This is a genomic window from Azohydromonas australica DSM 1124 (assembly GCF_000430725.1).
GTDB classification, from domain to species: domain Bacteria; phylum Pseudomonadota; class Gammaproteobacteria; order Burkholderiales; family Burkholderiaceae_C; genus Azohydromonas; species Azohydromonas australica.
The window spans coordinates 58,689-81,766 of the sequence record NZ_KE387206.1 but is presented as its reverse complement, the minus strand read 5'-3'; the positions used below and the strand labels follow the sequence as shown (position 1 = coordinate 81,766).

The 23,078-nt window shown below is 72.0% G+C and carries 19 protein-coding genes and 1 pseudogene; 13 read left to right on the top strand and 7 right to left on the bottom strand.

The window, feature by feature from the left end:
- The first annotated feature begins 247 nt into the window (after nt 1-247).
- Nucleotides 248-1,187, top strand: a pseudogene (locus H537_RS45605) (IS5 family transposase).
- A gap of 12 nt (nt 1,188-1,199) precedes the next feature.
- On the opposite strand, the gene H537_RS0126180 reads toward H537_RS45605, so the two are convergent.
- The 4 genes from H537_RS0126180 to H537_RS0126160 form a co-directional block, all read right to left on the bottom strand.
- A complete protein-coding gene (locus H537_RS0126180; protein WP_169517095.1) occupies nt 1,200-1,580 on the bottom strand; it encodes an acyltransferase family protein in 381 nt (126 codons plus the stop codon).
- Between the two features lie 286 nt (nt 1,581-1,866).
- Nucleotides 1,867-4,524: an AAA family ATPase gene (locus H537_RS0126170; RefSeq protein ID WP_029000219.1), complete on the bottom strand. Its 2,658-nt coding sequence runs from the start codon at nt 4,522-4,524 to the stop codon at nt 1,867-1,869.
- On the bottom strand, nt 4,521-5,654 hold the full coding sequence (locus tag H537_RS0126165) for a metallophosphoesterase family protein (protein ID WP_029000218.1): 1,134 nt from the start codon (nt 5,652-5,654) through the stop codon (nt 4,521-4,523). The genes H537_RS0126170 and H537_RS0126165 overlap by 4 nt, the downstream gene beginning before the upstream one ends.
- Nucleotides 5,655-5,671: 17 nt before the next feature.
- Nucleotides 5,672-6,694, bottom strand: coding sequence for a helix-turn-helix transcriptional regulator (locus tag H537_RS0126160; protein ID WP_029000217.1), 1,023 nt, complete (start codon nt 6,692-6,694; stop codon nt 5,672-5,674).
- A 245-nt stretch (nt 6,695-6,939) separates the two neighbouring features.
- Here H537_RS0126160 and H537_RS55110 point away from each other — a divergent pair, with 245 nt between their 5' ends.
- The 7 genes from H537_RS55110 (at nt 6,940) to H537_RS0126125 (ending at nt 12,350) form a co-directional block, all read left to right on the top strand.
- Complete coding sequence (locus H537_RS55110; protein ID WP_029000216.1) at nt 6,940-7,998, top strand: hypothetical protein; 1,059 nt, start codon at nt 6,940-6,942, stop codon at nt 7,996-7,998.
- Between the two features lie 215 nt (nt 7,999-8,213).
- The gene (locus tag H537_RS0126150; protein WP_029000215.1) at nt 8,214-8,924 is read left to right on the top strand and encodes a hypothetical protein; all 711 of its coding nucleotides are present in this window, start codon (nt 8,214-8,216) and stop codon (nt 8,922-8,924) included.
- A gap of 106 nt (nt 8,925-9,030) precedes the next feature.
- Nucleotides 9,031-9,624, top strand: a complete 594-nt coding sequence (locus tag H537_RS0126145) for a hypothetical protein (protein WP_156901949.1) — start codon at nt 9,031-9,033, stop codon at nt 9,622-9,624.
- Nucleotides 9,625-9,641: 17 nt separating this feature from the next.
- A complete protein-coding gene (locus H537_RS0126140; protein WP_043460139.1) occupies nt 9,642-9,947 on the top strand; it encodes an HPr-rel-A system PqqD family peptide chaperone in 306 nt (101 codons plus the stop codon).
- Nucleotides 9,944-10,864: an HprK-related kinase A gene (locus H537_RS0126135; RefSeq protein WP_029000212.1), complete on the top strand. Its 921-nt coding sequence runs from the start codon at nt 9,944-9,946 to the stop codon at nt 10,862-10,864. The genes H537_RS0126140 and H537_RS0126135 overlap by 4 nt, the downstream gene beginning before the upstream one ends.
- Nucleotides 10,861-11,961, top strand: a complete 1,101-nt coding sequence (locus H537_RS0126130; RefSeq protein ID WP_029000211.1) for a nucleotidyltransferase domain-containing protein — start codon at nt 10,861-10,863, stop codon at nt 11,959-11,961. The genes H537_RS0126135 and H537_RS0126130 overlap by 4 nt, the downstream gene beginning before the upstream one ends.
- A gap of 149 nt (nt 11,962-12,110) precedes the next feature.
- The gene (locus tag H537_RS0126125) at nt 12,111-12,350 is read left to right on the top strand and encodes a hypothetical protein (RefSeq protein ID WP_029000210.1); all 240 of its coding nucleotides are present in this window, start codon (nt 12,111-12,113) and stop codon (nt 12,348-12,350) included.
- A gap of 282 nt (nt 12,351-12,632) precedes the next feature.
- On the opposite strand, the gene H537_RS0126120 is transcribed toward H537_RS0126125, so the two are convergent.
- The 3 genes from H537_RS0126120 to H537_RS0126110 all read right to left on the bottom strand — a co-directional run bounded on the left by H537_RS0126120 (nt 12,633) and on the right by H537_RS0126110 (nt 18,100).
- A complete protein-coding gene (locus H537_RS0126120; RefSeq protein WP_029000209.1) occupies nt 12,633-14,648 on the bottom strand; it encodes a hypothetical protein in 2,016 nt (671 codons plus the stop codon).
- Nucleotides 14,649-15,171: 523 nt separating this feature from the next.
- On the bottom strand, nt 15,172-16,404 hold the full coding sequence (locus tag H537_RS0126115) for a pyridoxal-dependent decarboxylase, exosortase A system-associated (RefSeq protein ID WP_029000208.1): 1,233 nt from the start codon (nt 16,402-16,404) through the stop codon (nt 15,172-15,174).
- Between the two features lie 85 nt (nt 16,405-16,489).
- The gene (locus H537_RS0126110; RefSeq protein ID WP_029000207.1) at nt 16,490-18,100 is read right to left on the bottom strand and encodes an acyl-CoA ligase (AMP-forming), exosortase A system-associated; all 1,611 of its coding nucleotides are present in this window, start codon (nt 18,098-18,100) and stop codon (nt 16,490-16,492) included.
- Nucleotides 18,101-18,438: 338 nt separating this feature from the next.
- On the opposite strand from H537_RS0126110, the gene H537_RS0126105 reads away from it, so the two are divergent.
- The 5 genes from H537_RS0126105 to H537_RS45590 are packed head-to-tail and all read left to right on the top strand — an operon-like array spanning nt 18,439 to nt 23,066.
- A complete protein-coding gene (locus tag H537_RS0126105; RefSeq protein ID WP_029000206.1) occupies nt 18,439-18,690 on the top strand; it encodes an acyl carrier protein in 252 nt (83 codons plus the stop codon).
- Between the two features lie 20 nt (nt 18,691-18,710).
- Entirely contained in the window at nt 18,711-19,571 is an 861-nt protein-coding gene (locus H537_RS0126100) for a hydrolase 2, exosortase A system-associated (RefSeq protein WP_238446800.1), read from the top strand.
- The gene (locus H537_RS45600; protein WP_064736050.1) at nt 19,568-20,599 is read left to right on the top strand and encodes a hydrolase 1, exosortase A system-associated; all 1,032 of its coding nucleotides are present in this window, start codon (nt 19,568-19,570) and stop codon (nt 20,597-20,599) included. Before H537_RS0126100 ends, H537_RS45600 begins: the two co-directional genes overlap by 4 nt.
- Nucleotides 20,596-21,576 (top strand): glycosyltransferase, encoded by a 981-nt coding sequence (locus H537_RS49710; RefSeq protein ID WP_051243277.1) that lies wholly within the window; start codon nt 20,596-20,598, stop codon nt 21,574-21,576. Before H537_RS45600 ends, H537_RS49710 begins: the two co-directional genes overlap by 4 nt.
- Nucleotides 21,573-23,066: a lipopolysaccharide biosynthesis protein gene (locus H537_RS45590; RefSeq protein WP_051243276.1), complete on the top strand. Its 1,494-nt coding sequence runs from the start codon at nt 21,573-21,575 to the stop codon at nt 23,064-23,066. Before H537_RS49710 ends, H537_RS45590 begins: the two co-directional genes overlap by 4 nt.
- Nucleotides 23,067-23,078 lie beyond the last annotated feature (12 nt).

Here is a 23,078-nt window from a genome sequence, read left to right as displayed (position 1 = left end):
TGGTGGCCGGACAGGTCGCGCTATCCCGGCGCCACCTGTCAAATGCTTCGCCGTCAAACCGCCGCCACCGCCGAGCGGCTGCGCCGGCGACCCCGGAAATCCTTGAGCCAATTCACTAGCAGCAATTCGACGTAGCGGCCGATCAGCATGGCACACCCTATTCCCACGGTCACGCCCAGGCTTTGTTGCACAAATGGGCTGAAGCGATCGGCACGGCCGGAGTTGACAGCCGCGGTACGCTGGACCGGTGAGGACAGACGAAGACAAGAAGACGCAGCGCTACCGCACCACCAACTGGCGCGAATACAACGCGGCGCTCAAGGCGCGAGGCTCGTTGCTGGTGTGGCTTGACCGGGACATGACGTGGGTGGCGCCAACGACTGGCAAGCGCGGTCGCAGCCCCACGTTCACCGACGCGGCAATCCAGTTTTGCCTGACCATCAAGGCGCTGTTCGGGCTGCCGCTGCGCCAGACTTGCGGCATGGTGGAGAGTCTGCTCAATCTCGCTGGGCTGGCATGGCCGGTGCCGGAATTCAGCACGCTCAGCCGCCGTCAGGAAGGGCTGCAGGTGGAGATCGGCTACTGCCCCAGCGCCGCACTGCAGTTGCTGGTGGACAGCACCGGCGTAAAGATGCTCGGCGAGGGGGAGTGGCAAACGCCGCCAGCATGGAGCCGACTACCGACGCCAGTGGCTCAAGGTGCACCTTGGCATTGACGCACAAACGCTGGAGATCCGTGCGATCGAGGTCACCGACAATTCGGTGGGCGACGCGCCGGTGCTGCCCACGCTGCTGCAGCAGATTCCCGAGCAGGAGCCGATCGAGAGTGTCAGTGCCGACGGCGCCTACGACACCCAAGGCTGCCATGAAGCTATTGCCGCTCGGGGTGCTGCAGCCGTGATCCCCACGCGCAAGAACGCCCGACTGTGGAAGCGGCGCACCGCCGGCGCCCAGGCACGCAACGATATCCTGCGTGCTACGCAGCGGCTCGGGCGCCGGATCTGGAAAACCTGGAGCGGCTACCACCGGCGCAGCCTTGTGGAAACCAAGATGAGGTGTTTCAAACTGCTGGGCGAGCGGGTCATGGCGCGTACCTTTGAACGTCAGGTGGCAGAGCTGCAAATACGCGCTGCGTTGCTCAACCGCTTCACCTGTCTTGGCCGACCTGAAACGGTGGCTGCGGCATAAATCCGCCTGGGGTCAGGGGAAACTCGCCGCCCGCACTATTTGTGCAACAAAGCCCTGAAAACCCTTGCCGGCAGCCAGGTGCCCCGCCGTGGTCAGGATGCTGCTCAGCAGCAGGATGATCCAGTAAATCGGATAAATGCGGGTAAAACGGCGCCACAGGTAGCGCGGCAAGCTGCCGGCATTACCCAGGTGGGAATAATTCACGTAGGCGATGATGAAGCCGCTGAGCACGAAGAAGAAATCCACCCCCACGTAGCCGAAGCCGAAGACATTTCCCAGCCCGACGTGCCCGGACAAATGCTCCACCTGCATCAGGCTGGCGGCATGCATCAGCACCACCATCACCGCGGCCAGGGCGCGAGCGCCCTCTATGGATTCCATCTTGGAGGACACGCTGGGCGCGGAAGGCGGACTGGACATGGTCTGGCGAAGCTTTCAAGACGGTGAGCGCGGCGCGCCGCGCGCCGAGCGCGCCACCCCGCTGCACGGCAAGCCGGCACGGGCGGGGCCTTTGGCGCGCGGCGGCCGATCTTAGGATTGGGGCTTCGGCGCCCCACGTCTTGCAACCGTCCTGCCCGTGACTTATTGGCCGTGTTGGCGGGGCGCATGGCGGCCCTCGCGGTGCCCGCCCCGGAGTCGGCTGGCCGCCTTGGCCTCACCCCTGCTTGCGCATTCCGTCCTACCGTCCCTGCCGCAGCGCCTCGATGCTCCTCGCCGCCACCCCCAGGTCCCGCCACGCCTCCGGGTGGCAGCTGAAGACCAGGATCTGGTGCCGCGTCGCCGCGTCGAACAGGATGCGCTTCATGGCCGACAGCCGCCCCGCGTCGCTGTGCACCAGCGCATCGTCCAGCAGGATCAGCGTCGGCCGCCCCGCCTCCTGCAGCAGGTCGGCGTAGGCCAGGCGGCTGATCAGCCCCATCTGCTCGCGCGCGCCGAAGCTCAGCTGCTCGAAAGCGCCTTCCCCGTCCGATACCGCCACGCCCTCGCGCCGCAGCGGGCCCGGCATCAGCGCCTCGTCCAGCTCCACGCTCGCGCGCGGGAACAGCAGCCCCAGGTAGCGGTTCAGGTGCTTCTGCAGCGGCGCCTGCAGCCGCTGCGTCAGCGCGCGGCGCTTCTCCAGCAGCAGATTGGCCAGCAGGTCCAGCGCCTGCGCCCGGCGCTGCAGTTCGGCGCAGTGGCGCTGCGCGCGCTCCAGCGCCGCGCGCTGCGTCGCCAGCGCGTCCTCCAGCCCCTGCGCGCCGGCCTCGTCCAGCCGCGCCTGCAGCGTCTCGCGTTCGCGGCGGCGCTCCTGGTACTGCTGGTAGTTCACCTCGGCGCTCTTCTTCAGCCGCACCACGTCGTGCTGGATCACGTCCGGACGCAGCGCGTCGATGTCGGCCTGCTTCGCGCGCAGCAGCGTCTCTAGGTCCTCGCGCTGGCGCAGCAGCGCCAGGCGCTCGCCCTGCGCCCGCTCCAGCGCCAGGCGGGACTCGCCGGACTCCAGCGCCTGCCGCAGCGCCTCGTGCTCGCGCCGCGCGTGCTCGGCCGCGGCCTGTGCCTGCTCCAGCGCGGACTGCGCCTGCTGCGCCGCCTGCTGGGCCTGCTCCCAGAGCCGGGCCGCGCCCTTGACGCCCTGCTCCGCCTGCGCCGGCGGCGGCAAGGCGTCGTCGCCTTCCTGCGCCGGCGGCAGCGCCGCGAGCTGCGCCTGCAGCGCGCCCAGCCGGGCCTGCAGCTCCGCGGCTTCCGCCTGCAGCGCCGGCACGCCGTGCGGCGCGAGCTGTGCCAGCAGGGCCTGGCGGGTGTCGATCTGTCCCGCCAGCACGCGCTGGCGCTCGTGGCGCGCCTCGGCCTCGGCCAGCGAGGCCACGCCCAGCCGGCGCCGCAGCGCCTCCAGCCCGGCCTGCGCCTCGGCGAGCTGTGCCGCCAGCCGCTCCAGGTCGGCGCCGCCGGGCGTGACCGTCAGCCGGCCCAGCCCCGGCAGCTCCAGCAGCGCGGGCTGCAGCAGCAGCCGCTCGCCCTGGCCTTCCAGCGGCTCGCCGTCCAGCCGCGGCGCGGCGCCGGCGTCGAAGTGCCAGCGCAGCTGCGTCGCCGCCGCCTCGCGGCGCAGCTCCAGCTCGCGCAGCCGCTGCTCTAGGGTGCGCAGCTCCTTGAGCTGCACCGCGTCCAGCGCCTGGCGCTGCGCCACCTCGCGCAGCCGGGCCAGCGCCGCGCCGTGGGACTGCGCCTCGGCCAGCGCGCCCTCCAGGCCGCGTACGCGCTGCGCCGCCGCCGCGTGCTCGCGCTGCAGCGACTCGCGCCACTGCCGGGCACGCACGCGCTCCAGCAGCGCCTGCGCCGCCTGCTGTGCCGACAGCGCCTCCTGGGCCCGCTGCCGCGCCGGGGCCAGCCGCTGCGCGGCCAGCTCCTGCGCCTGCAGCGCCGCGGCCAGCGCGGCCTCGCGCTGGGCCAGCGAGCGCTGCTGCTGCGCATGGGCCTCGATCTGCTGCTGCAGCAGGTCGATCTGCCGCTGCAGCGGCGCGAGCTGCTCGCGCTGGCGCTGCAGCTGCTCGGCCGCGGCCTGCAAGCCGTCGAGCTGCTTCTGCGCCTCGGCACGCCGCGCCTCGAAGGGCTCCCAGGGCCGCTCGGCCTCGTCCAGCGCGATCTCGGCCTGAACCTGGCCCAGCCGGTCCACCTGCTCGCGGTACTGGGCCAGCCGCTGCTGCGTCTCCTGCAGCTCTACTTGCAGCTGATCGCGCAGCGCGATCGCCTCGGCATAGTCGCCGCGAGGTTTCCCCTTTTCCTCGGTTAGCAGCGCACTGCGTTCCTTGCGCACCCGGGCCAGCACGTCGTCGCCGGCGGTGCTGGCGACCTCGCCCAGCGAGCCCTGCAGCGCCGTGCGCAGGTGGTCGGTGGCGTGCAGCACCTCGTCGCGGATGTGGTGGCTGCCGCCCTGCTCGATCCACAGCAGCCCCGGGATGCCCCAGTGCTCCGGCTTGCTCTCGCCGCGCGCCGCCAGCTGGAAGCCCAGCAGCTCGCACAGCCGCTGCTCGGCCTCGTCGTTCTCCAGCGCCTGCGCGTCCACCTGCAGTCGGCAGCGCTTGCGCTGCAGGAACTGCTTGTGCAGCCGCCAACTGCGGCCGCCGCTCTCGAACTCCAGCTCCACGCTGGGGCTGGCGCTGCCGTCGCCCCAGGGCTGAAGGTCGCGCACGCTGCTGGAGCGGTAGCGTTCGAAGAACGCCGCGCGGATGGCGCGCACGATGGTGCTCTTGCCCGACTCGTTGGGCCCCGTGAACAGGTTCAGCCCCGGCTCCAGCCCAGCCAGCTCCAGCGGCTGGCGGAACTGCTTGAACTGCTCGATACGCAGGCGCTGCAGCTTCATGCCGCTTCCTCCTGCTCTTGCTCCTGCGTCTGCTGGCGCTCGCGCAGCAGCCCGGCCAGCACCGACAGCGCCTCGCGTGCCACATCGTCGCCTTCCTGGCGCGCGCGCAGCTCGCCCAGCACCTCGCCCAGGTAGCCGTCGGCGCGCAGCGACTCGACGTCCTCCTCTGTGGGCGCCAGCCGCAGCGCCTCCTGCTCGATCTGCAGGCTGCGCAGCCGCGCCCCCGCCTCGCCCAGCAGCGCCTGCAGCCGCTGGTGCGCCGCCAAGTCCAGCCGGCCCGACAGCGTCAGGTCGAGCACGTCGTCCGCGCCCAGCGCGGCCAGCGCCTCGCCCAGCCGGTCCACGTCGCCGGGCAGCGACAGCGCCTCGCTCCACGCCTGCCAGCGGTAGCGCCCCACGGCATGCGGTGTCACGACGGGCAGCGCGCCCGGTGCGCCGATCTCCACCTCCAGCACGTGCCCCGGCGCGTTGCCCTTGAACCGGTCGGCTTCGGGCGTGCCGCTGTACCAGGTGCGCTCGTCGATCTGCTTGAGCCCGTGCCAGTCGCCCAGCGCCAGGTAATCCAGGCGGGCGCGGCGCGCGCGGTCGGGGGCGATCGGGTTGGCCGAGTCGATCTCCTCGGCCAGCAGTCCCTGCACGCTGCCGTGTGCCAGGCCCACGCGCAGCAGGCCCGGGGGCGTCTCCAGGCGGTCGAAGGCCTCGGTGAGATCGGTGTGAGTGTGGCGCTGCGTCAGCGGCGCGCCCAGCACCGCCAGGCCGATGTCGGCGAACACGCGCGCGCCCGGCGTGGCGATGAGGTGCACGTGCGCCGGGATGGCGCCCAGGCGCCGCGCGCGCGTCCACACGCTCTCGGCCAGGGCCGCGTCGTGGTTGCCGGGAATCAACACCCAGGGGCCGCTGAAGGCCGCCATCGCGTTGAACAGGCGGCGCAGCGTGCGCTCGGAGACGGTCTGGGCATCGAACACGTCGCCGGCCACCAGCACGGCGTCCACGCCGCGCTCGCGCGCCAGCGCAGCGATGCGCTCCACGGCCAGGAAGCGCGCCTCGGCCAGCGGGATCGCGTCGTCGGGAGCGAAGCGGCCGTACTGGCGGCCGATCTGCCAGTCGGCGGTGTGCAGGAATCGGGTCATAAGCCCCCGATTGGACCTCAGCCCGCGCCGGGGTACTGGCGCGCGGCCTCCTGCAGGCGCTGCGCCACCAGCGCGGCCAAGCGCTCGGGCTGGATCACGCGGACGTGCTCGCCGTGGCGCAGCACGTCCATCACCAGCTCGGTGTCGGAGGCGTAGGGCAGCTGCAGCGTGAGCGTGCCGTCGCGCTCCAGCGTGGCCTGCTGCGCCGGGTGCCACTGCTCGTGTGCCACCCACTGCGCGGCCTCGGCCGTGAAGCGCAGCGTGGCCCACTGCAGCTTGCCCTTGGCCGAGGCGGCGAAGATGCCGTAGCCCGTGTCGAACTCCGCCTCCACCGTGCGCAGGCCCACGTCGCGAGCGCGCTGCTCCACCAGCCGCGCCTCCAGCACCGCGTCCAGCGCGAAGCGGCGCAGCTTCTCGGTGAGGTGGCACCAGGCGTCGAGGTACCAGGTGTTGCGGTAGTGCACCAGGCGCTGCGGCGAGACCACGCGCTCGGTCACCTCCTGGCGGCTGCGCGTGCGGTAGCGCATGTGCACGCGCTGGCGCCGCGTCAGCGCGCTGCCGATCACCTCGAAATGCCGCGCTGCCACCGGGCGCCGCGCCGGGCTGGCGATCTTCACGCGCTTCATCAGCTCGCGCGACTCGCCGTCGCTGCCGCCCAGCATGCCGTGCAGCCGCTCCAGCAGCGGCTGCAGGTGGCGCGCCAGCACGCCGCCCTCGTCGAGGCCGCGGATGAGCTGGTGCATGGTCAGCAGCGCGTGGATCTCGCCCTCGCTGAACCACAGCCCCGGCAGCTCGTGCGCGGCCCGGGCCGCGGCGCCGGCGCGCGCGCCCTCGGCCGGCGTGGCGAAGCGGTAGCCGTTGACGACACGGTCGTAGACGATGGGCGCGTTCATGCGCTCGCGCAGGTACTCCAGGTCGCGCTTGAGCGTGGCGCGCGAGACGCCCAGCTCGGCCATCAGCTCCGCGAAGCTCACGCAGCCGCCGCCGGCACGGGCGCGGATGAGCATCTCGATCCGGTAGAAGCGTTCGGTACGGTCCACGGGCCTCCCTCCCTGGCGCGCATCGGCGGGAATCGTAACAACCGCTTTCGGACGCGGGCCTGACACCACCCGCCCCCTGCCCGTGCCCCTCGGCGCGGCACGCGCGGCGCCGCCGGCAAGCGGCCCGGCAAGGCCGCCGGCGGATTATCCCCACGGGCTTGTCCACAGGCTCAGCGGGTGAGCTACATCAAGGGCATACTGTATGAATCCACAGGATCTGAACACAGTTGTCCAGGAGCCGCGACATGACCACCCAGGGGAGGCTTGAGTTCGATACGCCGGTGCAAGACCCGGTGGGTTTCGACATCGGCTGGGAGCACGCGCGCCACGCGCTGGCGCCGCCGCCGGCCTGGCTGGGGCCGGGCAGCGCGCTGCGCCAGGGCTGGGAGGCGGGGCAGGCGCGCTTCGGGCGGCGCACGCGCGCGGCCACGCCCTCAGTGCGCGAGTGGCTGCGGCTGCGGCTGCAGGCCTGGGAGCGCGGGCGCGACTTCGAGACGCTGCAGGTCACGCCGCATTTCCTGCGCCAGATCGAGGTCGGCCACTGCCCCGTCACGCGCGAGCCGCTGACGCAGGCGCTGGAGCGCCCCACCGACGCCTGCGTGGACCGCGTCTTCGACGCCGCGGGCTACGCCGCCGGCAACCTGGCGGTGATGAGCGAGGGCGCCAACCGCGCCAAGGGCAGCCGCGACCTGGCGCAGGTGCAGGCGCAGCTACAGCGCATGGCGCGCGGCGGCCTGGCCACGCTGGACGGGCTGGGCGCCGACCAGTGGGAGCGCGTGGGCACGCTCATTTCCTTCGTCACGCCGCTGTCGCACGAGGAGGCGGCCAAGCTGCCGCTGCACCTGCTGCCGCCGCCGCGGCTGCGGCTGCTCAACCCGGTGCAGGGGCTGCAGGCGCTGCTGACGCTGCAGCTGGCGCATCCGCAGTGGTCGGCGCGGCTGGCGCGCATCGTGGCGCTGTTCGAGGCGCTGGGACTGCGCCAGGACTACAACCTCTTCATCCACACCCTCATCCCGCGCCTGCTGGCGGCGCAGGTGCGCGACGGCGACCCGCTGCGCACGCGCTGGGCGCTGGAGGACGCTTGGTCGCACGAGGCGCTCAACCGTCGCTGGCAGCGCCTGGCGCTGCGGCTGGACGCCGAGGCCTGCGAGACGCTGGTGGGACGCATGGTGGCGCGCGGGCTGGCGCCCCAGAGCGTGCTGGCGCATGCGCCGGAGCAGGCCACCGAGGGCTGGGCGCTGGAGCGCCAGGGCTTCGCCCCGCCGGCACGCCGGCGCGCGCCGCAACGCGCCGCCGGGCGCTGAGCCCTCCTGGCACATATCCCGAGCGGACACGAAAGCGTCACAACTTCACGGCGCGGCGCACACATAGTCGGACGACCTCCACAAAAGCCGGTACACCTGCGACAAAGAAGTAGGAAGGCCGCAGGACGATCGACATGGTTCACCCCCAACCTCCACGGGATCATGCACAGGAACCGGCCAGCGCCGACGCGCGCCGCCTGGAGAGCCGTCGCCGCATGCTTCGCCGCAGCCTGGGCACCGCCGCCCCCGTGGTCCTAACCCTGAGCAACATGCCGGTGGCCGCCGGCCAGTGCATCTCGGCCTCGTCCTTCGTCTCCTCCGCCACGTTCCAGAGCCGGCAGGCCCGGCCCGTTTCGGAGCCCTGCATGGGCCTGTCGCCTGCGGAATGGGTGCAGCAGCTGCCCTACTGGCCCGGCGGCCTGCTGCCCAGCAGGAAATTCCACCAGGAATTCAGTACGCACACCCTCTCGGCGGACTTTGGCAACCAGTCGGTCACGCTGCTGGAGGTGCTCAACGCGCCCGGCACGATCGAGGCGCACGTGGTGGCAGCGCTGCTCAACGCCCATCGCGGCCAGATGAGCCAGCCCTTCGATTCGCCCTCCGGCGTGGTCGCGATCTGGAGCAACATCCGCGCCAACGGCGGCTTCTACAAGTCCCCCACGGCCAGCGCCGATCAGCCGGCCATGACGCCGCTGGGCACCCGGCAGTGGATCGCCCGCACCTGGGACGGCGCCGGACCCACCGCCTCGCCGATGGCCTCCCCCTCCTCTCTCCCCAGCTACGGCACCCCCACGGAACCCACCTCGTCCACCGGCTCCGGTGCCACCACCTCCCCCACCGGCTCCGGCACGGCCCCCACGAACGGGAACGGGAACGCGTACGGCAACGGCAACGGCAATAGTTATGGCTACGGCCATAACAAGTAATCCAAACCGCCTTTGTTTTGCCGCCAGCGCAAGCCGGTGTTTGTTGCCGGGCTGTTGCATGCACGTACACTCCGGCCGCAAGCGACCGTTTAGACGAGGGATGGACATGCAGCAGACCGAGAGCAGTTCAGGCACGCGGCGGGAAAGCGCACCGGCCGAGGCCGTGCGCGGCACCGAATCGCGCCGCCGCATGCTGCGCCGCAGTCTGGGCGTGGCCGCGCCGGTGGTGCTGACGCTCACCAGCGCGCCGGTGTCGGCGGGCATGTGCGTGACGGCGTCGAGCTTCGTCTCCGCCTCCACCTTCGCCAGCCGGCAGGCCACGCAGCCCTCGCGGTCGCGGCCCTGCAACGGGCTGTCGCCGACGGCCTGGGCCGAGAGCATGGACTGGCCCGTGGGCGTGGACCGCAACACCGCCGTCTTCCGGGAAGTGCTCGACGGCGCGCCGATCTCCGGCTTCCTGCCCAACGCCACGCTGCTGGAGGTGCTGCAGCAGCCCAACACGCTCGAAGCCTGTGTCGCGGCCGTGTGGCTCAGCGCCTACAGCGGCGGCATGCCGCCGCCCTTCGAGGACGGCGACGCCGTCAAGGCCATCTGGGCCAACATCCGCCACAACAACGGCGCCTACAACCATCCCGACCTGAACACGCAGCCGCTCACGCCCGCGGGCACCCGCGAGTGGCTGGCGATGAGCTGGCAGTAAGCCCGGCCTCGACCGCCATGGCCCCGTGCTATGCGGCGCCCGCGGGCACGCTGCACTGGCGCCGCTGGGACGACGAGGAGGAGATGGTGGTCTTCGACACCGCCTCCGGCAGCACGCACCTGCTCTCCCCCGCCGCCGCCGAGGTGCTGCTGGCGCTGCTGGAGGCTGCCGTCCCGCAGGACGCCGCGCAGCTCGCGCAGCGGCTGCTGCCCGGCGAAGACGGCGTCCCGCCCGATGCGCGGGACGTGCGCGCGCTGCAGGCCGTCCTGGCCGACCTGGCCCGGCTCGACCTGGTGCTCGGCTGCGACGGCGGCGCGCCATGAGGGTGGACGCGCTGGACGCGCAGGCGCTGCGCCGCCGGCTGCGCGGTCCGGGCCTGCGGCTGCGCACCGGGCCGGTGCTCAACAGCATCCGCTCGCCGCTGGAGGCGGTGGCGCGGGGCATCGCGCTGCACTACGCCGCGCACCCGGTGGAGGACGAGGGCTTCGCCGACTTCCACGTCAGCGTGGAGCGGCCCTTCGGCCCGCGGCGCTGGTGGCGTCCGCAGGTGCTGTTCAAGATCGACGGCGCCGCGCCCTTCACGCCGCTGCCCGGCGACCAGGGCTTCCCGCTCCTGGAGTGGGGCCTGAACTGGTGCCTCACTGGGCTGTACCACCGCTTCCTCACGCTGCACGCGGCGGTGCTGGAGCGCCACGGCCGCGCGCTGGTGCTGCCCGCCCCTTCCGGTTCGGGCAAGAGCACGCTGTGCGCGGCGCTGGCGCTGAGCGGCTGGCGGCTGCTGTCCGACGAGCTGGCGCTCATCGACCCGGCCACCGGGCTGATCCACCCGCTGCCGCGCCCGGTGAGCCTGAAGAACGCCTCCATCGAGGTCGTGCGCCGCTTCGCGCCGTCGGCGCGCTTCGGGCCGCCGGTGCACGAGACCGTCAAGGGCACGGTGGTGCACATGAGCCCGCCGGCGGAGGGCGTGGCGCGCGCCGCCGAGCCCGCGCGCCCGGGCTGGATCGTGCTGCCCCGCTGGGCCGCCGGCCAGCCGGCGCAGCTGCAGCCGCTGCCCAAGGCGCAGGCGCTGATGCGGCTGATCGAGAACGCCTTCAACTACAACGTGCACGGCCTGGCCGGCTTCGAGCGCCTGGCGCGCATGGTGGACGACAGCGCCTGCCACCACTTCAGCTACGCCCGGCTGGAAGAGGCGCTGCCGGTGTTCGACGCCCTGGCCGCCGGGCGCGCCGGCGCGGCATGAGCGCGGCCGACGCCGGGCTGCTGGCGCAGGCGCTGCGGCATCCCGAGACGCTGGCCGCGCTGGCGCTGCCGCGCTGGGAGTGGCTGCTGCGCCAGGCCCGCAGCGCCGGGCTGCACGGCCGGCTAGCGCAGCGGCTGCACGGGCTGGATTTGCTGGACGCGGTGCCCGAGGCGCCGCGCGCGCACCTGCACGCGGCGCTGCTGCTGGCGCGGGCGCAGCACGAGGAGATCCGGCGCGAGGCGCGGCAGCTGCGCCGCGCGCTGGCGCCGCTGGGGCTGCCGCTGGTGCTGCTCAAGGGCGCGGCCTACGTGCTGGCCGGGCTGCCGGCGGCCGAGGGACGGCTGTTCTCCGACACCGACATCCTGGTGCCGCGCGAGCGGCTGGCCGAGGTGGAGCGGCAGCTGCAGCGCCACGGCTGGAGCTTCGACGCCGATCTCAGCGACTACGACCAGCACTACTACCGCGCCTGGACGCACGAGCTACCGCCCATGGTGCACCGCGACCGCTTCACGGTGGTGGACGTGCACCACGGGCTGCTGCCCCAGACCGCGCGCCACCGGCCCGACGCCGCGCGGCTGCTGGCCGCGGCGGTGCCCACCGCGCTGGAAGGCGTGCGGGTGCTGGCGCCGGCAGACATGGTGCTGCACGCCATGACGCACCTGCTGCGCAACGAGGAGTTCAGCCACGGGCTACGCGACCTCTGGGACATCGACGCGCTGCTGCGCCACTTCGGCGCCGGAGTGCCGGACTTCTGGCCGGCGCTGACCGCGCGCGCGCGCGAACTGGGGCTGCTGCGCGAGCTTCACCACGGGCTGCGCGCCGCGCAGCGGCTGCTGGGCACGGCCGTGCCGGCGCCGGCGCTGCGTGCCGCCGCCGAGGCCGCGCCGGGCCCGGCGCTGCAGGCGCTGATGGATGCGCTGTGGGCGTGCGCGCTGCGCTGTCCGCATCCCGGGCTGCGCCTGCCCTGGACGGGGCCGACGCTGGCGCTGCTGTACCTGCGCGCGCACGCGCTGCGCATGCCCCCGGGCCTGCTGCTGCGCCACGCCTGGGTCAAGACGCGGCTGCTGTGGCGGGACGCGCCCGCCCCGCGCCCCTGAGCCGCCCGCCCTCCGGGGTGAACGAGAGGCCCCACATCCGGTAACCGTCGCATCCCGGCGCGACGGGAACATGCAGGGCTGCACGCCGCTCAGGATCTTCACGGGCGGCGGCACCGGGCGCCGCCAGGGTGCCCGGCTGGAGAGGCGCAATGCAGGGAGCGCGCATGGGGGACGGGGACATGGTGTCGGCGTGGTGGCTGCTGGTGGCCTTCTGGATCGGGGGCGTGCTCGGCCTGGTGCTGGGCGTGCTGGCCGCCACGGCGCGGCGCGCGCAGGACGAGGCGCAGGAGGAAGGCGAAGCGCTGGAACGCTGGAGCGACGAGCGCGGCGGCGCCCCGCCGCACGCCGGCAGCGGCGCGCGGCACGGGGGGACGGTACCGCGGGGGTGAGGGGGCGGGGAAATCTCCAGGCCGTGGCATCTCGTGAGCCGAGTTGCTTCGCACCCTGATTCGTCACTCCCGCGAAGGCGGGAGTCCAGGCGGCCCCCAAGCCGCCGCCAGCTGTTCGGGTTGAACGCCGGGGCTTCGGTCCTGGTCCGCGGCCCCAAGGCTTCGCGCTGACGTGGGGCCGCCTGGATTCCCGCCTTCGTGGGAATGACGAAGTGGTTGGCGAGGCAAATCGGCTCCCGGCCAACGCTCCGCCACTTTCCCCAGCCAGCACCGTGCCCCCACCTACCCCGCTTCCCGCCCCTCCTCCCGCGGCAGCAGCAGCGCCGTCCACGCCAGCAGCCACAGCAGCCAGGCCACGCGCGGCATGTCCATCACGCCGCTGATCAGGCCCACCAGCAGGCCGCCGCACAGCGCCGCGCCCAGGAACACGCCGGATTCGGCCAGCCCGCCGCCCGCGCGCACCACGCGCGCCAGCCGCCACAGCGCCGCGGCCACGAGCGCCAGGAACAGCGCCAGCCCCGGCACGCCGCGCTCGATCAGCAGCTCCAGGTACAGGTTGTCGATGTGCCAGGGCGTGTAGTACTCCTGCCCCGTGGGCCACCAGTGCGCCAGCCCGTCGGAGAAGTCGCCGTTGCGCAGCAGCTGCTCGCCGCCGGCGTACAGCCGCATCTCGTCCACGCGCAGCGCGCCGGTGCGCGCGGCCACCATGAACACGTGCATGCGCGGCAGCGGCGCGTGGCCCAACGGCGGGATGCGCAGCACCGTCGTCAGCCGCGCGTCCATCGACGTGGGCATCACCCGCAGCTGCCGCAGCTGGCAGCGCAGGTCGTAGAGCAGCCAGGACTCGCACACCTTCAGCAGCACCCAGCTTGGCGCCTCGGCACGCACGCGCAGCTCCACGCGGTGCGGCCCGGGATGCAGGGCCACGCGCTGCGTGAGCCCGTAGTAGCCGCGGGGATGCGCGCCGGACTGGCGCCCGGTGAGCCGCACGCTCTCGTCCAGCTCCCACTGCGCGGTGCCGGAGAAGCCCGGGTGCCCCTTGGCGCTGGCGTAGTGCGCGGGCAGCCGCCCCGCGCCCAGGCCCAGCGCGCGATCGGCGTCCGAGCGCAGCAGCGACAGCCCGCGCCCCCAGTGCTCCAGGCGCGCCTGCAGGTCCATGCCGCTGGCGTTGAGGCGCTCGCGCATGAAGCTGCCGCCGCTGAACACCACCACCACCTCGGCCACCAGCATCACGGCGAGCGTCACGCCCGCGGCGGCGCGCCAGCCGATGCGCGTGAAGCGCCACACCGCCAGCGCTGCCAGCAGCCACACCACCAGCGTCGCGGCCACGCCCTGGAGCTGCAGCTCCTGCGACACCCCCACCAGCAGCAGCACCGCCGCCACCGTGAGCCCGCCGGCCTGCAGCAGCCCGTGCAGCCGCCCCTGCCGCAGCCGCGACAGCGCCCGCCACGCCAGGGGCAGCAGCAGCGGCAGCGCCACGGCCCCGTACACGCCGCGCGAGAAGGTGGTGAGCGCCGCGTAGATCAGCGCCACGGCCATCAGCGCCGCCAGGCACCACGGCAGCGGGCGGCGCAGCCGCCACAGCGCCCACGCGGTAAAGGGCATGGCCAGCGCCACGTAGGCGTCGATGGCCGCGCCGCCCACGTTCATCTCCCAGAACGGCCCCGTGGTGCGGTAGCTGCTGCTGAACTGCAGCAGCCCCGCGTAGGCTGCGCGCTCCCACAGCACCGCGGCCAGGAACAGCGCCGTGCCGGCCAGCATGCCCAGGCGCAGCCGGCGCAGTGCGCGCGCGGGCTCGGCCTGCAGCGCCTCGTGCAGCGCGGGCAGCAGCAGCAGCACCCACAGCGCGGACTTGGCCAGGCGCCACGCGTTGAGCGGCTGCAGGAAGGCATCGAACCAGCCCGGCGCGCCGGGCGCGTCCAGCAGCCCGCGCCACAGCGACAGCAGCGTCCACAGCCCCAGCGCCGCGGCCAGCGCCAGCACGCCGGCCGGCGGCGGCCGGCGGGCCTCGGCGCGGCCCCGGGCGAGGTCCAGCGCCTGCCGCGCGTACACGCCGGCCGCGGTGCCCAGCAGCAGCAGGTCGAACTCCTCCAGCGCCACCCAGCCGCTCCACGGCGCCAGGCTCGCCACCGGCAGCAGCGCCGGCAGCAACGCGAGCCAGGCCGTGGGCCGCGCGAAGTTCAGCGCTCCCCAGGCCAGCACCAGCACGGCCGCCAGGCCGGGGCCCAGGGGGTGGTGCGCGGCGATGAACAGCGCCGCGGCGGCGGCGGCGGTGGAGAGGAAGGCGGCGGAAACCACTTGTCTTGCGGACAATCCGGCGGCTGGCAACAGGGCCTGGGGCAAGCGGGCTGTCATGCGGGTTGAAGGGGACATGCCGTCACGCCCGCGTGCGCGCACTGTCGGCCAGGAAGAACTTGCAGGGCGTTGGCCGCGAGCTGGCGCGGCCCGCCCCCTGCTTCGTCATTCCCGCGCAGGCGCACTGCTGGCCGGGGAAAACTGCGACGCCAGGACGCCTCGCGTGCCGTGGCGCAGGCCGTAGAAAAAACGTCGTCATCCCGGCGAAAGCCGGGATCCACGATCGCTGCTACGTAGCCCTGGCCTGTACAGGAGCGTGCTGGCGCCGGCCACGCCACGACCCCGGTGCGCGTGGATCCCGGCTTTCGCCGGGATGACGACTGGGTGGGCTGGCGGCCTGCGCCGCAGATGGCGAGGCGAACCGGTTTCCGACTTTTCCCGGACAGCACTGCGCGCAGGCGGTGACCCAGGCGGCCTCCAAACTGGCTGTAAGCAGTGCGCCTGCCTGCATCGACGCCGCCCCACCTCACACCAACACTTCCAGGCACCCCGGATGGCTGAGGAAGCCCTGCGGGCTGGCGCTGGCGCCGTAGGCACCGGACTGGAACACCACCACCAGGTCGCCCTCGCCCGCCTCGGCCAGCGCCATGCGCTCGGCCAGCAGGTCCAGCGGCGTGCACAGCGGGCCCACCACCGAGGCGCTCTCCACCGCCGGCGCGTCCATGCGCGTGCCAATGGCCACCGGGTAGTTCTTGCGCAGCACCTGGCCGAAGTTGCCCGAGGCCGCGAGGTGGTGGTGCAGCCCGCCGTCGGTGACCAGGAACACCTGCTCGCGCGAGACCTTGCACTCCAGCACCCGCGCCACGTAGACGCCCGCCTCGCCCACCAGGTAACGCCCCAGCTCCAGCACCAGCGCCGCCTGCGGCAGCTCGCGCGCGGCGCGCTCGGCCAAGCGCTGTAGGTTCTCCGCGATCGGGCCCAGCGCCAGCCGCTGCTCGCCGGGGAAGTACGGGATGCCAAAGCCGCCGCCCAGGTTCAGGCAGCGCACCGGCGCCGGGGCGTGCGCCGACAGCCGCAGCGCCAGCTCGTAGGACAGGCGCTGCGCCTCGCAGATCGCCTCGGCCTTGAGGTTCTGCGAGCCGGCGAAGAGGTGGAAGCCTTCGAAGGCCAGCCCCTCGCGCCCCAGCGTGCCCAGCAGCGCCGGCAGCCGCTCGGCGTCGATGCCGAAGGGTTTACTACCGCCGCCCATGCGCATGCCCGAGCCCTTGAGCTCGTAGTCGGGGTTCACGCGCAGCGCCACGCGCGCGGGCAAGCCCAGCGACTGCGCGATGCCGGGCAGCAGCGCCAGCTCGCGCTCGGACTCGACGTTGACCAGCACGCCCGCGGCCACCGCCTGGCGCAGCTCCGCCTCGCGCTTGCCCGGGCCGGCGAAGCTGATCTCGCGCGGGTCGGCGTCGGCGTCCAGCGCCACGCGCAGCTCGCCGGCGGAGGCCACGTCGATGCCGTCCACCAGCTGCGCCATCAGCGCGACCAGCGCCGGCATGGGGTTGGCCTTCATCGCGTAGTGCAGCTTCACCGCCGCGGGCAGCGCCGCGCGCAGCTCGGCCGCGCGCGCGCGCAGCAGGCCGCGGTCGTAGGCGTAGAAGGGCGTGGCACCCACGCGCTCGGCCAGCCGGCGCAGCGGCCAGCCGTTGACCAGCAGCTCGCCGTCGCGCACGGCGAACTGCGACATGGGGGCATGGACGGGGGGTTGGGTCATGGGTGCAAAGGAATGGGCAAACGGGCCGGCCGGGTCCCGCAGGGGTGGCGGAACTCAACAAGCCCAAGTCAACGCAGAGAGGAAATCAGCCCTCGCTCGTCTGCCGCCGGGCCCAGGCCTCGGCCAGGGCCTTGCGGTCGATCTTGCCGTTGGGGTTGCGCGGCAGCGGCCCGGCCACCACCTCCACGCCCGCCGGCACCATGTAGGCGGGCATGCGCCGGCGGCACTCGGCCAGCAGCGCGGCAAGGTCCACGCCGCCGGCGTCCGCCGGCGCGGTGGCCACCACGCGGATGGCCTGCCCCAGCACCGGGTGCTCCACGCCGAAGGCCGCGCACTCGCCCACCTGCCGCGTGGCGTACAGCGCCTCCTCCACCTCCGTCGGGCTGACGCGGTAGCCGGAGGTCTTGATCATCTCGTCGCGCCGGCCCACGAAGTACAGGAAGCCGTCCGCGTCGCGCGTGACAGTGTCGCCGGAGAACACCGCGACTTCGCCCAGCGGCAGGGCGCCCTCGCGCCCGGCCACGCCCGCGGGCAGCGGCCTGTAGCGCTCAGCCGTGCGCACGGGATCGTTCCAGTAGCCCAGGCCCACCAGCGCGCCGCGGTGCACCAGCTCGCCCGGCTCGCCCGGCGCGCACTCGCTGCCGTCCTCGCGCAGCACCAGGATCTCGGCGTTGGGAATGGCGCGGCCGATGGAGTCGGGACGGCGGTCCACCTCCGCCGGCGGCAGGACCGTGGAGCGGAAGGCTTCGGTCAGGCCGTACATCAGGAAGGGTTCGGCCCTGGGCACGCGCTCGCGCAGCAGCGTCAGCGTCTCGCGCGGCATGCGCCCGCCGGTGTTGGCGAAGTAGCGCAGGTGCTCGCCGATCGCCACCGGCCAGGGCAGCGCCGCGAGCTGGATGTACAGCGGCGGCACGGCCGTCAGCCCCGTGACGCGCTCGCGCTCCATGCAGCGCAGCACGTCGCGCGGCAGCAGCCAGTTCAGCAGCTCCACGCGCGCGCCGGCGTGGAAGGCCGTGGTGAGCTGGCTGAAGCCCGCGTCGAAGGACAGCGGCAGCGCCGCCAGCAGCGTGTCCTCCGGGCGGTTGTCCAGGTAGGACGCGACGCTGGCCGCGCCGGCCACGAGGTTGCGGTGCGACAGCACCACGCCCTTGGGCCGCCCGGTGCTGCCGGAGGTGTAGAGGATGGCCGCCATGTCGGCGTCGATGACGCGGTGCCCGGCGCGCGGCGGCGCGTCCAGTAGCGCGTCCCAGGCGCTGAGCGCCACGCCCGGCGGCAGCGCCAGCCCGGGCGGCACCGCGCCCGTGAGCACCACGTGGCGCAGGTCCGGGCACTCGGGCAGCAACGGCAGCAGCAGCGGCAGCCGCTCGGGCGAGGTCACCAGCACCCGCACGTTGCAGTCGGCCAGGATGAAGCCGGCCTGCGCCGGCTTGAGCAGCGGGTTCAGCGGCACGAACACGCCGCCAGCCGCCGGCGCGCCGAAGCTCGCCACCACAGCCTCGAAACGCTTCTCCAGCCAGATCGCCACGCGCTCGGCGCGCCGCAAACCCAGCGCCATCAGTCCCGCGGCGAAACCCTGCACCTGTGCCTGCAGCGCCGCGTATTCCAGCGCCCGCCCGCCCTGGCTCAGGGCCGGGGCCTCGGGCGTGCGCCACGCCGCGCAGGCGATCAGTTCAGGCAACAAGGCGGCAGCAGGCATGCGCGGGATCTCTTTCCCAAATCCTTGGGCCAAAGCCCTTGGGAAGAGCCCCGGCGCCCTGGGCTTGATCCAGGGCAGGAATGGCAAATTTTTGAGAAAAACTTTGAAGTATCCAATTATCGGGCTCAATTTCAAGCGCCCATGCTGGTGCAAAATTTCATTTCCGGCCCCTGACTCCCGAGGAATCACCGCGTCAAGCCGTGATTCCCGCTTCGTCCGAGGACGAAACCGGCCGCCGTGCCGGGTTCTGGGACGCGGCCACACCCTGCCTGTCACAGGCCACGGCGTCCCGGGCTTTGGGCGCGGTGGCCGTTGTTTTGGTCGAAGGAATTTCCCGCATGGACACTCAACAAGAAGTGCTCGCCCTGCTCGACGAGCTGCTCGGTCTGGGCGGACGCACGGCCGAATTCGCCCGCGACACCCCGCTGCTGGGCGCGCTGCCCGAGCTCGACTCGATGGGCGTGGTGGCGCTGCTGGGCGGCCTGGAGGAGCGCTTCGGGCTGGTCCTGGCGGACGACGAGATCGAAGGCGCCGCCTTCGCCACCGTGGGGACGCTGACGGACTTCGTCGCCGCCCGCCTCGCCGCCTGAGTGTCGACCGCCACGCCGCCTTGTCCTCCTCCCGTCTCGTGACCACGCCGTTGCACGAAGCCGCTCACCCGTTCTTCATGGGCCGCGACGAGGGCCGGCGCTTCTGTCTGCACCACCGCGCCGCAGGCGGGCAGCCGCGCGCGCGCGTGCTGTACCTGCACCCGCTGGCCGAGGAGATGAACCGCAGCCGCCGCATGGCCGCGCTGCAGGCGCGGGCCCTGGCCAGCGCGGGCTTTGAAGTGCTGCAGATCGACCTGCACGGCTGCGGCGACAGCGCGGGCGACTTCGGCGACGCCTCCTGGCAGGGCTGGCTCGATGACGCGCTGCTGGCATGCGAATGGCTGCGTGCTCAACCCGGCGAGGTGCCGCTGTGGATTTGGGGCCTGCGCGCGGGCGCGTTGCTGGCCGTGGAGGCCGCGCACGCGCTGCCGAAGCCGTGCAACCTGCTGCTGTGGCAGCCCCCGGCCAGTGGCGCGGCGGTGCTGCAGCAGTTCCTGCGCCTGCGGCTGGCCGAGGGCCTGGTCCAGGGCCAGGCCGGCGCGCTGATGAAGTCGCTACGCGAGCGGCTGGAGGCCGGCCAGCCCGTAGAAGCCGCGGGCTACACGATGTCCCCCGCGCTGGCGTACGGGCTGCAGTCGGCCCTTCTCGTGCTCCCGCCCCCGCGCGCGGGCTGCCTGGCTTGGCTGGAGCTCGGCGGCACCGAGCCGGGAGCGCCCTCCCCGGGTGCGCAGCCCGTGCTCGAGGCTTGGCGCCGCGGCGGCTGGCAGGTGCACGCGCAACGTATGCCCGGCCCGGCCTTCTGGACCACCGCCGAAACCGAGACCGCGCCCGCGCTGCTGCAGGCCACGCTGCAGGCGCTGGGTGGCGAGGTGCTCGCGTGAGCACAACGCCGTGGCACGAGCACGTCCTGGCCTTTGAATGCCAGGGCGTGCAGCTTGTAGGCGTGCTGGCAGAGCCGGCACAGGTCCCACTCTCCGACACCGGCGTGGTGATCGTCACCGGCGGGCCGCAGTACCGCGCCGGCGCGCACCGCTTGTTCGTGCGCCTGGCCCGCGCACTGGCCGGCGCGGGGCATCCGGCGCTGCGCTTCGACCTGCGCGGCATGGGCGACAGCGAGGGCGAATCCCCCGGCTTCGAGCACACCGCGCCCGACATCGGTGCGGCCATCGCAGCGCTGCTCGCGCGCTGTGCGAACTTGCGCCACATCATGCTCTGGGGGCTGTGCGACGGTGCGTCCGCGGCGCTGCTGTACCTGCATGCCACGCACGACGCGCGCGTGCGCGGCCTGTGCCTGGCCAACCCCTGGGTGCGCTCGGCGCGCGGCTTGGCGCGCACCCGTGTCAAGCATTACTACACGCGGCGGCTGCTGCAGCGCGAGTTCTGGCTCAAGCTGCTGCGCGGTGGCGTCGGCCTGGGCGCCGTGCGCGGCCTGCTCACCAACCTTGGCACGGTGCTGTGCAGGCGCCGCGCCCAGGCCGGGTCGCCCCTTGGCTTCGAGCAGCGCATGGCCCAAGCCTGGCAGATCTTCGACGGCGAGCTGTTGCTGCTGCTCAGCGGCAACGACTTGGCGGCCAAGGAGTTCCTGGACCGCTGCGCCGACGATGCCGCTTGGCACGCGGCGCTGCAGCATCCGCAGCTACGCCAAGCCGGGTTCGCACAGGCCGACCACACCTTCTCGGGCCACGCCGCCAGTGCCTGGGTATTGGCGCAAACCGTCCAGTGGCTGCAAGGCCTGCCGACGCCCCGCACCGCCCCGGAATCCGACCTCATCTTGCGCACATCTCCACCCATGAACAACCGTCCTGATCATCAGCGGCCGCGCAACGCGACGACACACCCCCGACCCGATCTCCCGGGGCTGCGAGCATCCCGCCCAGGCCAGACGCGTGCAGCGGAGCAGCAGCCATGACAGGCACCAGCAACACGGCACGGCGCCCGCTTGTGAGCGCCATCATCCCCGCCTACAACAGCGAGCGCTTCCTGCCGCTGGCCATCACCAGCGTGCTGGCCCAGACCTACGCGCCCATGGAGTGCATCGTGGTGGACGACGGCTCCAGCGACGGCACAGCCCGCGTCGTGGCCTCGTTCGGCGACCGCGTGCGCTACATCCACCAAACCAATGCCGGCGCGTCGGCCGCGCGCAACACCGGCATCGCCGCTGCCCGCGGCGAGTACATCGCCTTCCTCGACAGCGATGACTACTGGGTTGCCACCAGGGTCGAGAACCAGATGGAGGCGATCGCCCGCGAGCCCGGGTTGGTGCTGTTGGCGAGCAGCTTCGTCGCGGAGCCGCTGGTGGAACAGGACAGCCTGCACGTCCCGCACGGCGAAGCTTTTCGCGCCGATGCGCTGGAGGTGTTCAACGGCCTCACGGAGCTGCTGCGCGACTCTTACCTGGGCACCTCGACCGTCATCGCGCGCACCGATGCGTTGTGCGCCATCGGGGGTTTCGACGTCACGTTGCCCATCGCCGAAGACCTGGACTTGTACTTCCGGCTGTGTAGGAACAGTCGATATGGACTGCTGCGCCAGCCGCTGGTGGGCAAGCGGCTGCGCGCGGACAGCCTGAGCACCAATCTGCGAGGCTACAGCGACAACCTGTGCGTGATGGACAGGGTGGAGCAGCTGTTGCAGCCCGAGCAGCACGTCGAGCACGAGCTGCTGCGCGCTCAACGGCTGCGGGTCTATGACAGCTGGGTTTCGGACCTGCTCATGCGCGGCGATGGCCAAAACGCACGACAGGTGCTGCGCATGAGCCGCAGGGTCGGCCGCATCCAGCACTACTACCCCTTCCTGATCAAGTCACTGATTGCTCCGGTGCTGCCAGGGCTGCGTTCCGTGCGCGCGACGCTGCTCATGCACTCCCGCCGCACCATGTCCCGATGAACGCACCTCTGAGCAGCGTCAACCGCAGCATCGCCACGGGCGCACTCTGGCTGGTCGTCTTCAAATTCGCCGAGCGCGGCATCGGGCTGGTTTCGACCCTGATCCTGGCCCGGCTGCTCCTGCCGGCCGATTTCGGTCTGGTGGCCATGGCGATGACGCTGCTGGCCGTGCTGGAGCTGATAGGCAATTTCGGATTCGACCACGCCATCATCCGTAAACCCGATGCCGACCGCCTCCACTACGACACGGCATGGACCCTGACGGTCATGCACGGCCTGCTGTCCGGACTGGTGCTGGTGGCACTGGCCATACCACTGGCCGGGTTCTTCAATGAGCCGCGCCTGAAGTCGGTCATCTACGTCCTCGCTCTCATCGCGGCGGTGCAAGGCCTGCAGAACATCGGCTTGGTGATGTTCCGCAAGCAAATGCAGTTTCGGCAGGACGTCACCTTTTTCTTGGTAAAAAAAGTCGTGGCTTTTGTGGCGACGATGTGGCTGGCATTCACGTTTCGCAATTACTGGGCACTGGTGGGCGGCACGCTGGTGTCCCGGGTCACGGGTGTAGTGATCAGCTTCATGATGCATCCCTACCGGCCGCGGCTGTGCTTCAAGGCCACGCGCGATCTTTTGGGCTTCTCCCGATGGATCATGGTCAATGGTCTGCTGGGCTACCTCATCGAGCGAGGCCCTGATTACCTCATCGGCCGCCTGGCAGGCGCCACGTCGCTGGGCGTGTTCCGCGTCGCCCACGAGGTGTCGCAACTGCCGACATCGGAGCTGCTGTTTCCTATCATGCGGGCAGCCTATCCGGGCTACAGCTTGGTCGCACGCGATGCCGAAAAGCTCAAGGCGACCTACCTGTCAGTGCAAGAGGCCGTATTGCTGTTGACCTTGCCTGCTGCCGTCGGCGTGATCGTGCTGGCCGAGCCCTTGGTACTGGCGCTGCTGGGTCCGAAATGGATCGATGCCATCCCGGTGGTACGCGTGCTCGGCGTCTATGGCGCAATCAAGATGTTTCAAAGCACCAATAACGCCATTTTTAACGTGCTGGGCAAGCCCTACGTCAACACGGTGCTGGCCGCGTTGGAATGCGTCATAGTTCTGCCGCTGCTGGCACTGCTGCTCAGCCATGGACTGGCCACGGCAGCATGGTCCTATCTCGCAGCGCTGGCGGTCGCAGTGCCCACCGCGATGGCGTTGCTGTCTAGGCAACTGGGCTTGCGCGCCGCGGAGAGAGTGCGCGTGACATGGCGCCCGCTGCTTGCAACTGGCGTCATGGCCGCGGCACTCGAAATGGCGCAGCCCGCATTGGGCCTCGTGAGCAGTACAAGCAATGCAGTGATTGCGCTGGCGACATTGATACCTGGCGGAGCCATCGTGTACGCAGGAACGGTATTCGTGCTTTGGTACGCAGCCGGCAAGCCTCCCAGCGCCGAATACCGCTTCATCACTGCGACAACGGCCCGCGTGCGCCGCATGCGACCTATGTAACCTTTTTCGCCA

Excerpts from the sequence above, each read along its gene's own strand:
- H537_RS0126135 (WP_029000212.1), top strand. The coding sequence starts at position 9,944 with ATGAGGGTGGACGCGCTGGACGCGCAGGCGCTGCGCCGCCGGCTGCGC.
- H537_RS49710 (WP_051243277.1), top strand. The coding sequence starts at position 20,596 with ATGACAGGCACCAGCAACACGGCACGGCGCCCGCTTGTGAGCGCCATC.
- H537_RS0126115 (WP_029000208.1), bottom strand. The coding sequence starts at position 16,404 with ATGACCCAACCCCCCGTCCATGCCCCCATGTCGCAGTTCGCCGTGCGC.
- H537_RS0126130 (WP_029000211.1), top strand. The coding sequence starts at position 10,861 with ATGAGCGCGGCCGACGCCGGGCTGCTGGCGCAGGCGCTGCGGCATCCC.
- H537_RS55110 (WP_029000216.1), top strand. The coding sequence starts at position 6,940 with ATGACCACCCAGGGGAGGCTTGAGTTCGATACGCCGGTGCAAGACCCG.
- H537_RS0126110 (WP_029000207.1), bottom strand. The coding sequence starts at position 18,100 with ATGCCTGCTGCCGCCTTGTTGCCTGAACTGATCGCCTGCGCGGCGTGG.
- H537_RS0126150 (WP_029000215.1), top strand. The coding sequence starts at position 8,214 with ATGCTTCGCCGCAGCCTGGGCACCGCCGCCCCCGTGGTCCTAACCCTG.
- H537_RS0126125 (WP_029000210.1), top strand. The coding sequence starts at position 12,111 with ATGCAGGGAGCGCGCATGGGGGACGGGGACATGGTGTCGGCGTGGTGG.
- H537_RS0126165 (WP_029000218.1), bottom strand. The coding sequence starts at position 5,654 with ATGACCCGATTCCTGCACACCGCCGACTGGCAGATCGGCCGCCAGTAC.
- H537_RS45590 (WP_051243276.1), top strand. The coding sequence starts at position 21,573 with ATGAACGCACCTCTGAGCAGCGTCAACCGCAGCATCGCCACGGGCGCA.
- H537_RS0126105 (WP_029000206.1), top strand. The coding sequence starts at position 18,439 with ATGGACACTCAACAAGAAGTGCTCGCCCTGCTCGACGAGCTGCTCGGT.
- H537_RS0126170 (WP_029000219.1), bottom strand. The coding sequence starts at position 4,524 with ATGAAGCTGCAGCGCCTGCGTATCGAGCAGTTCAAGCAGTTCCGCCAG.
- H537_RS0126145 (WP_156901949.1), top strand. The coding sequence starts at position 9,031 with ATGCAGCAGACCGAGAGCAGTTCAGGCACGCGGCGGGAAAGCGCACCG.
- H537_RS0126140 (WP_043460139.1), top strand. The coding sequence starts at position 9,642 with ATGGCCCCGTGCTATGCGGCGCCCGCGGGCACGCTGCACTGGCGCCGC.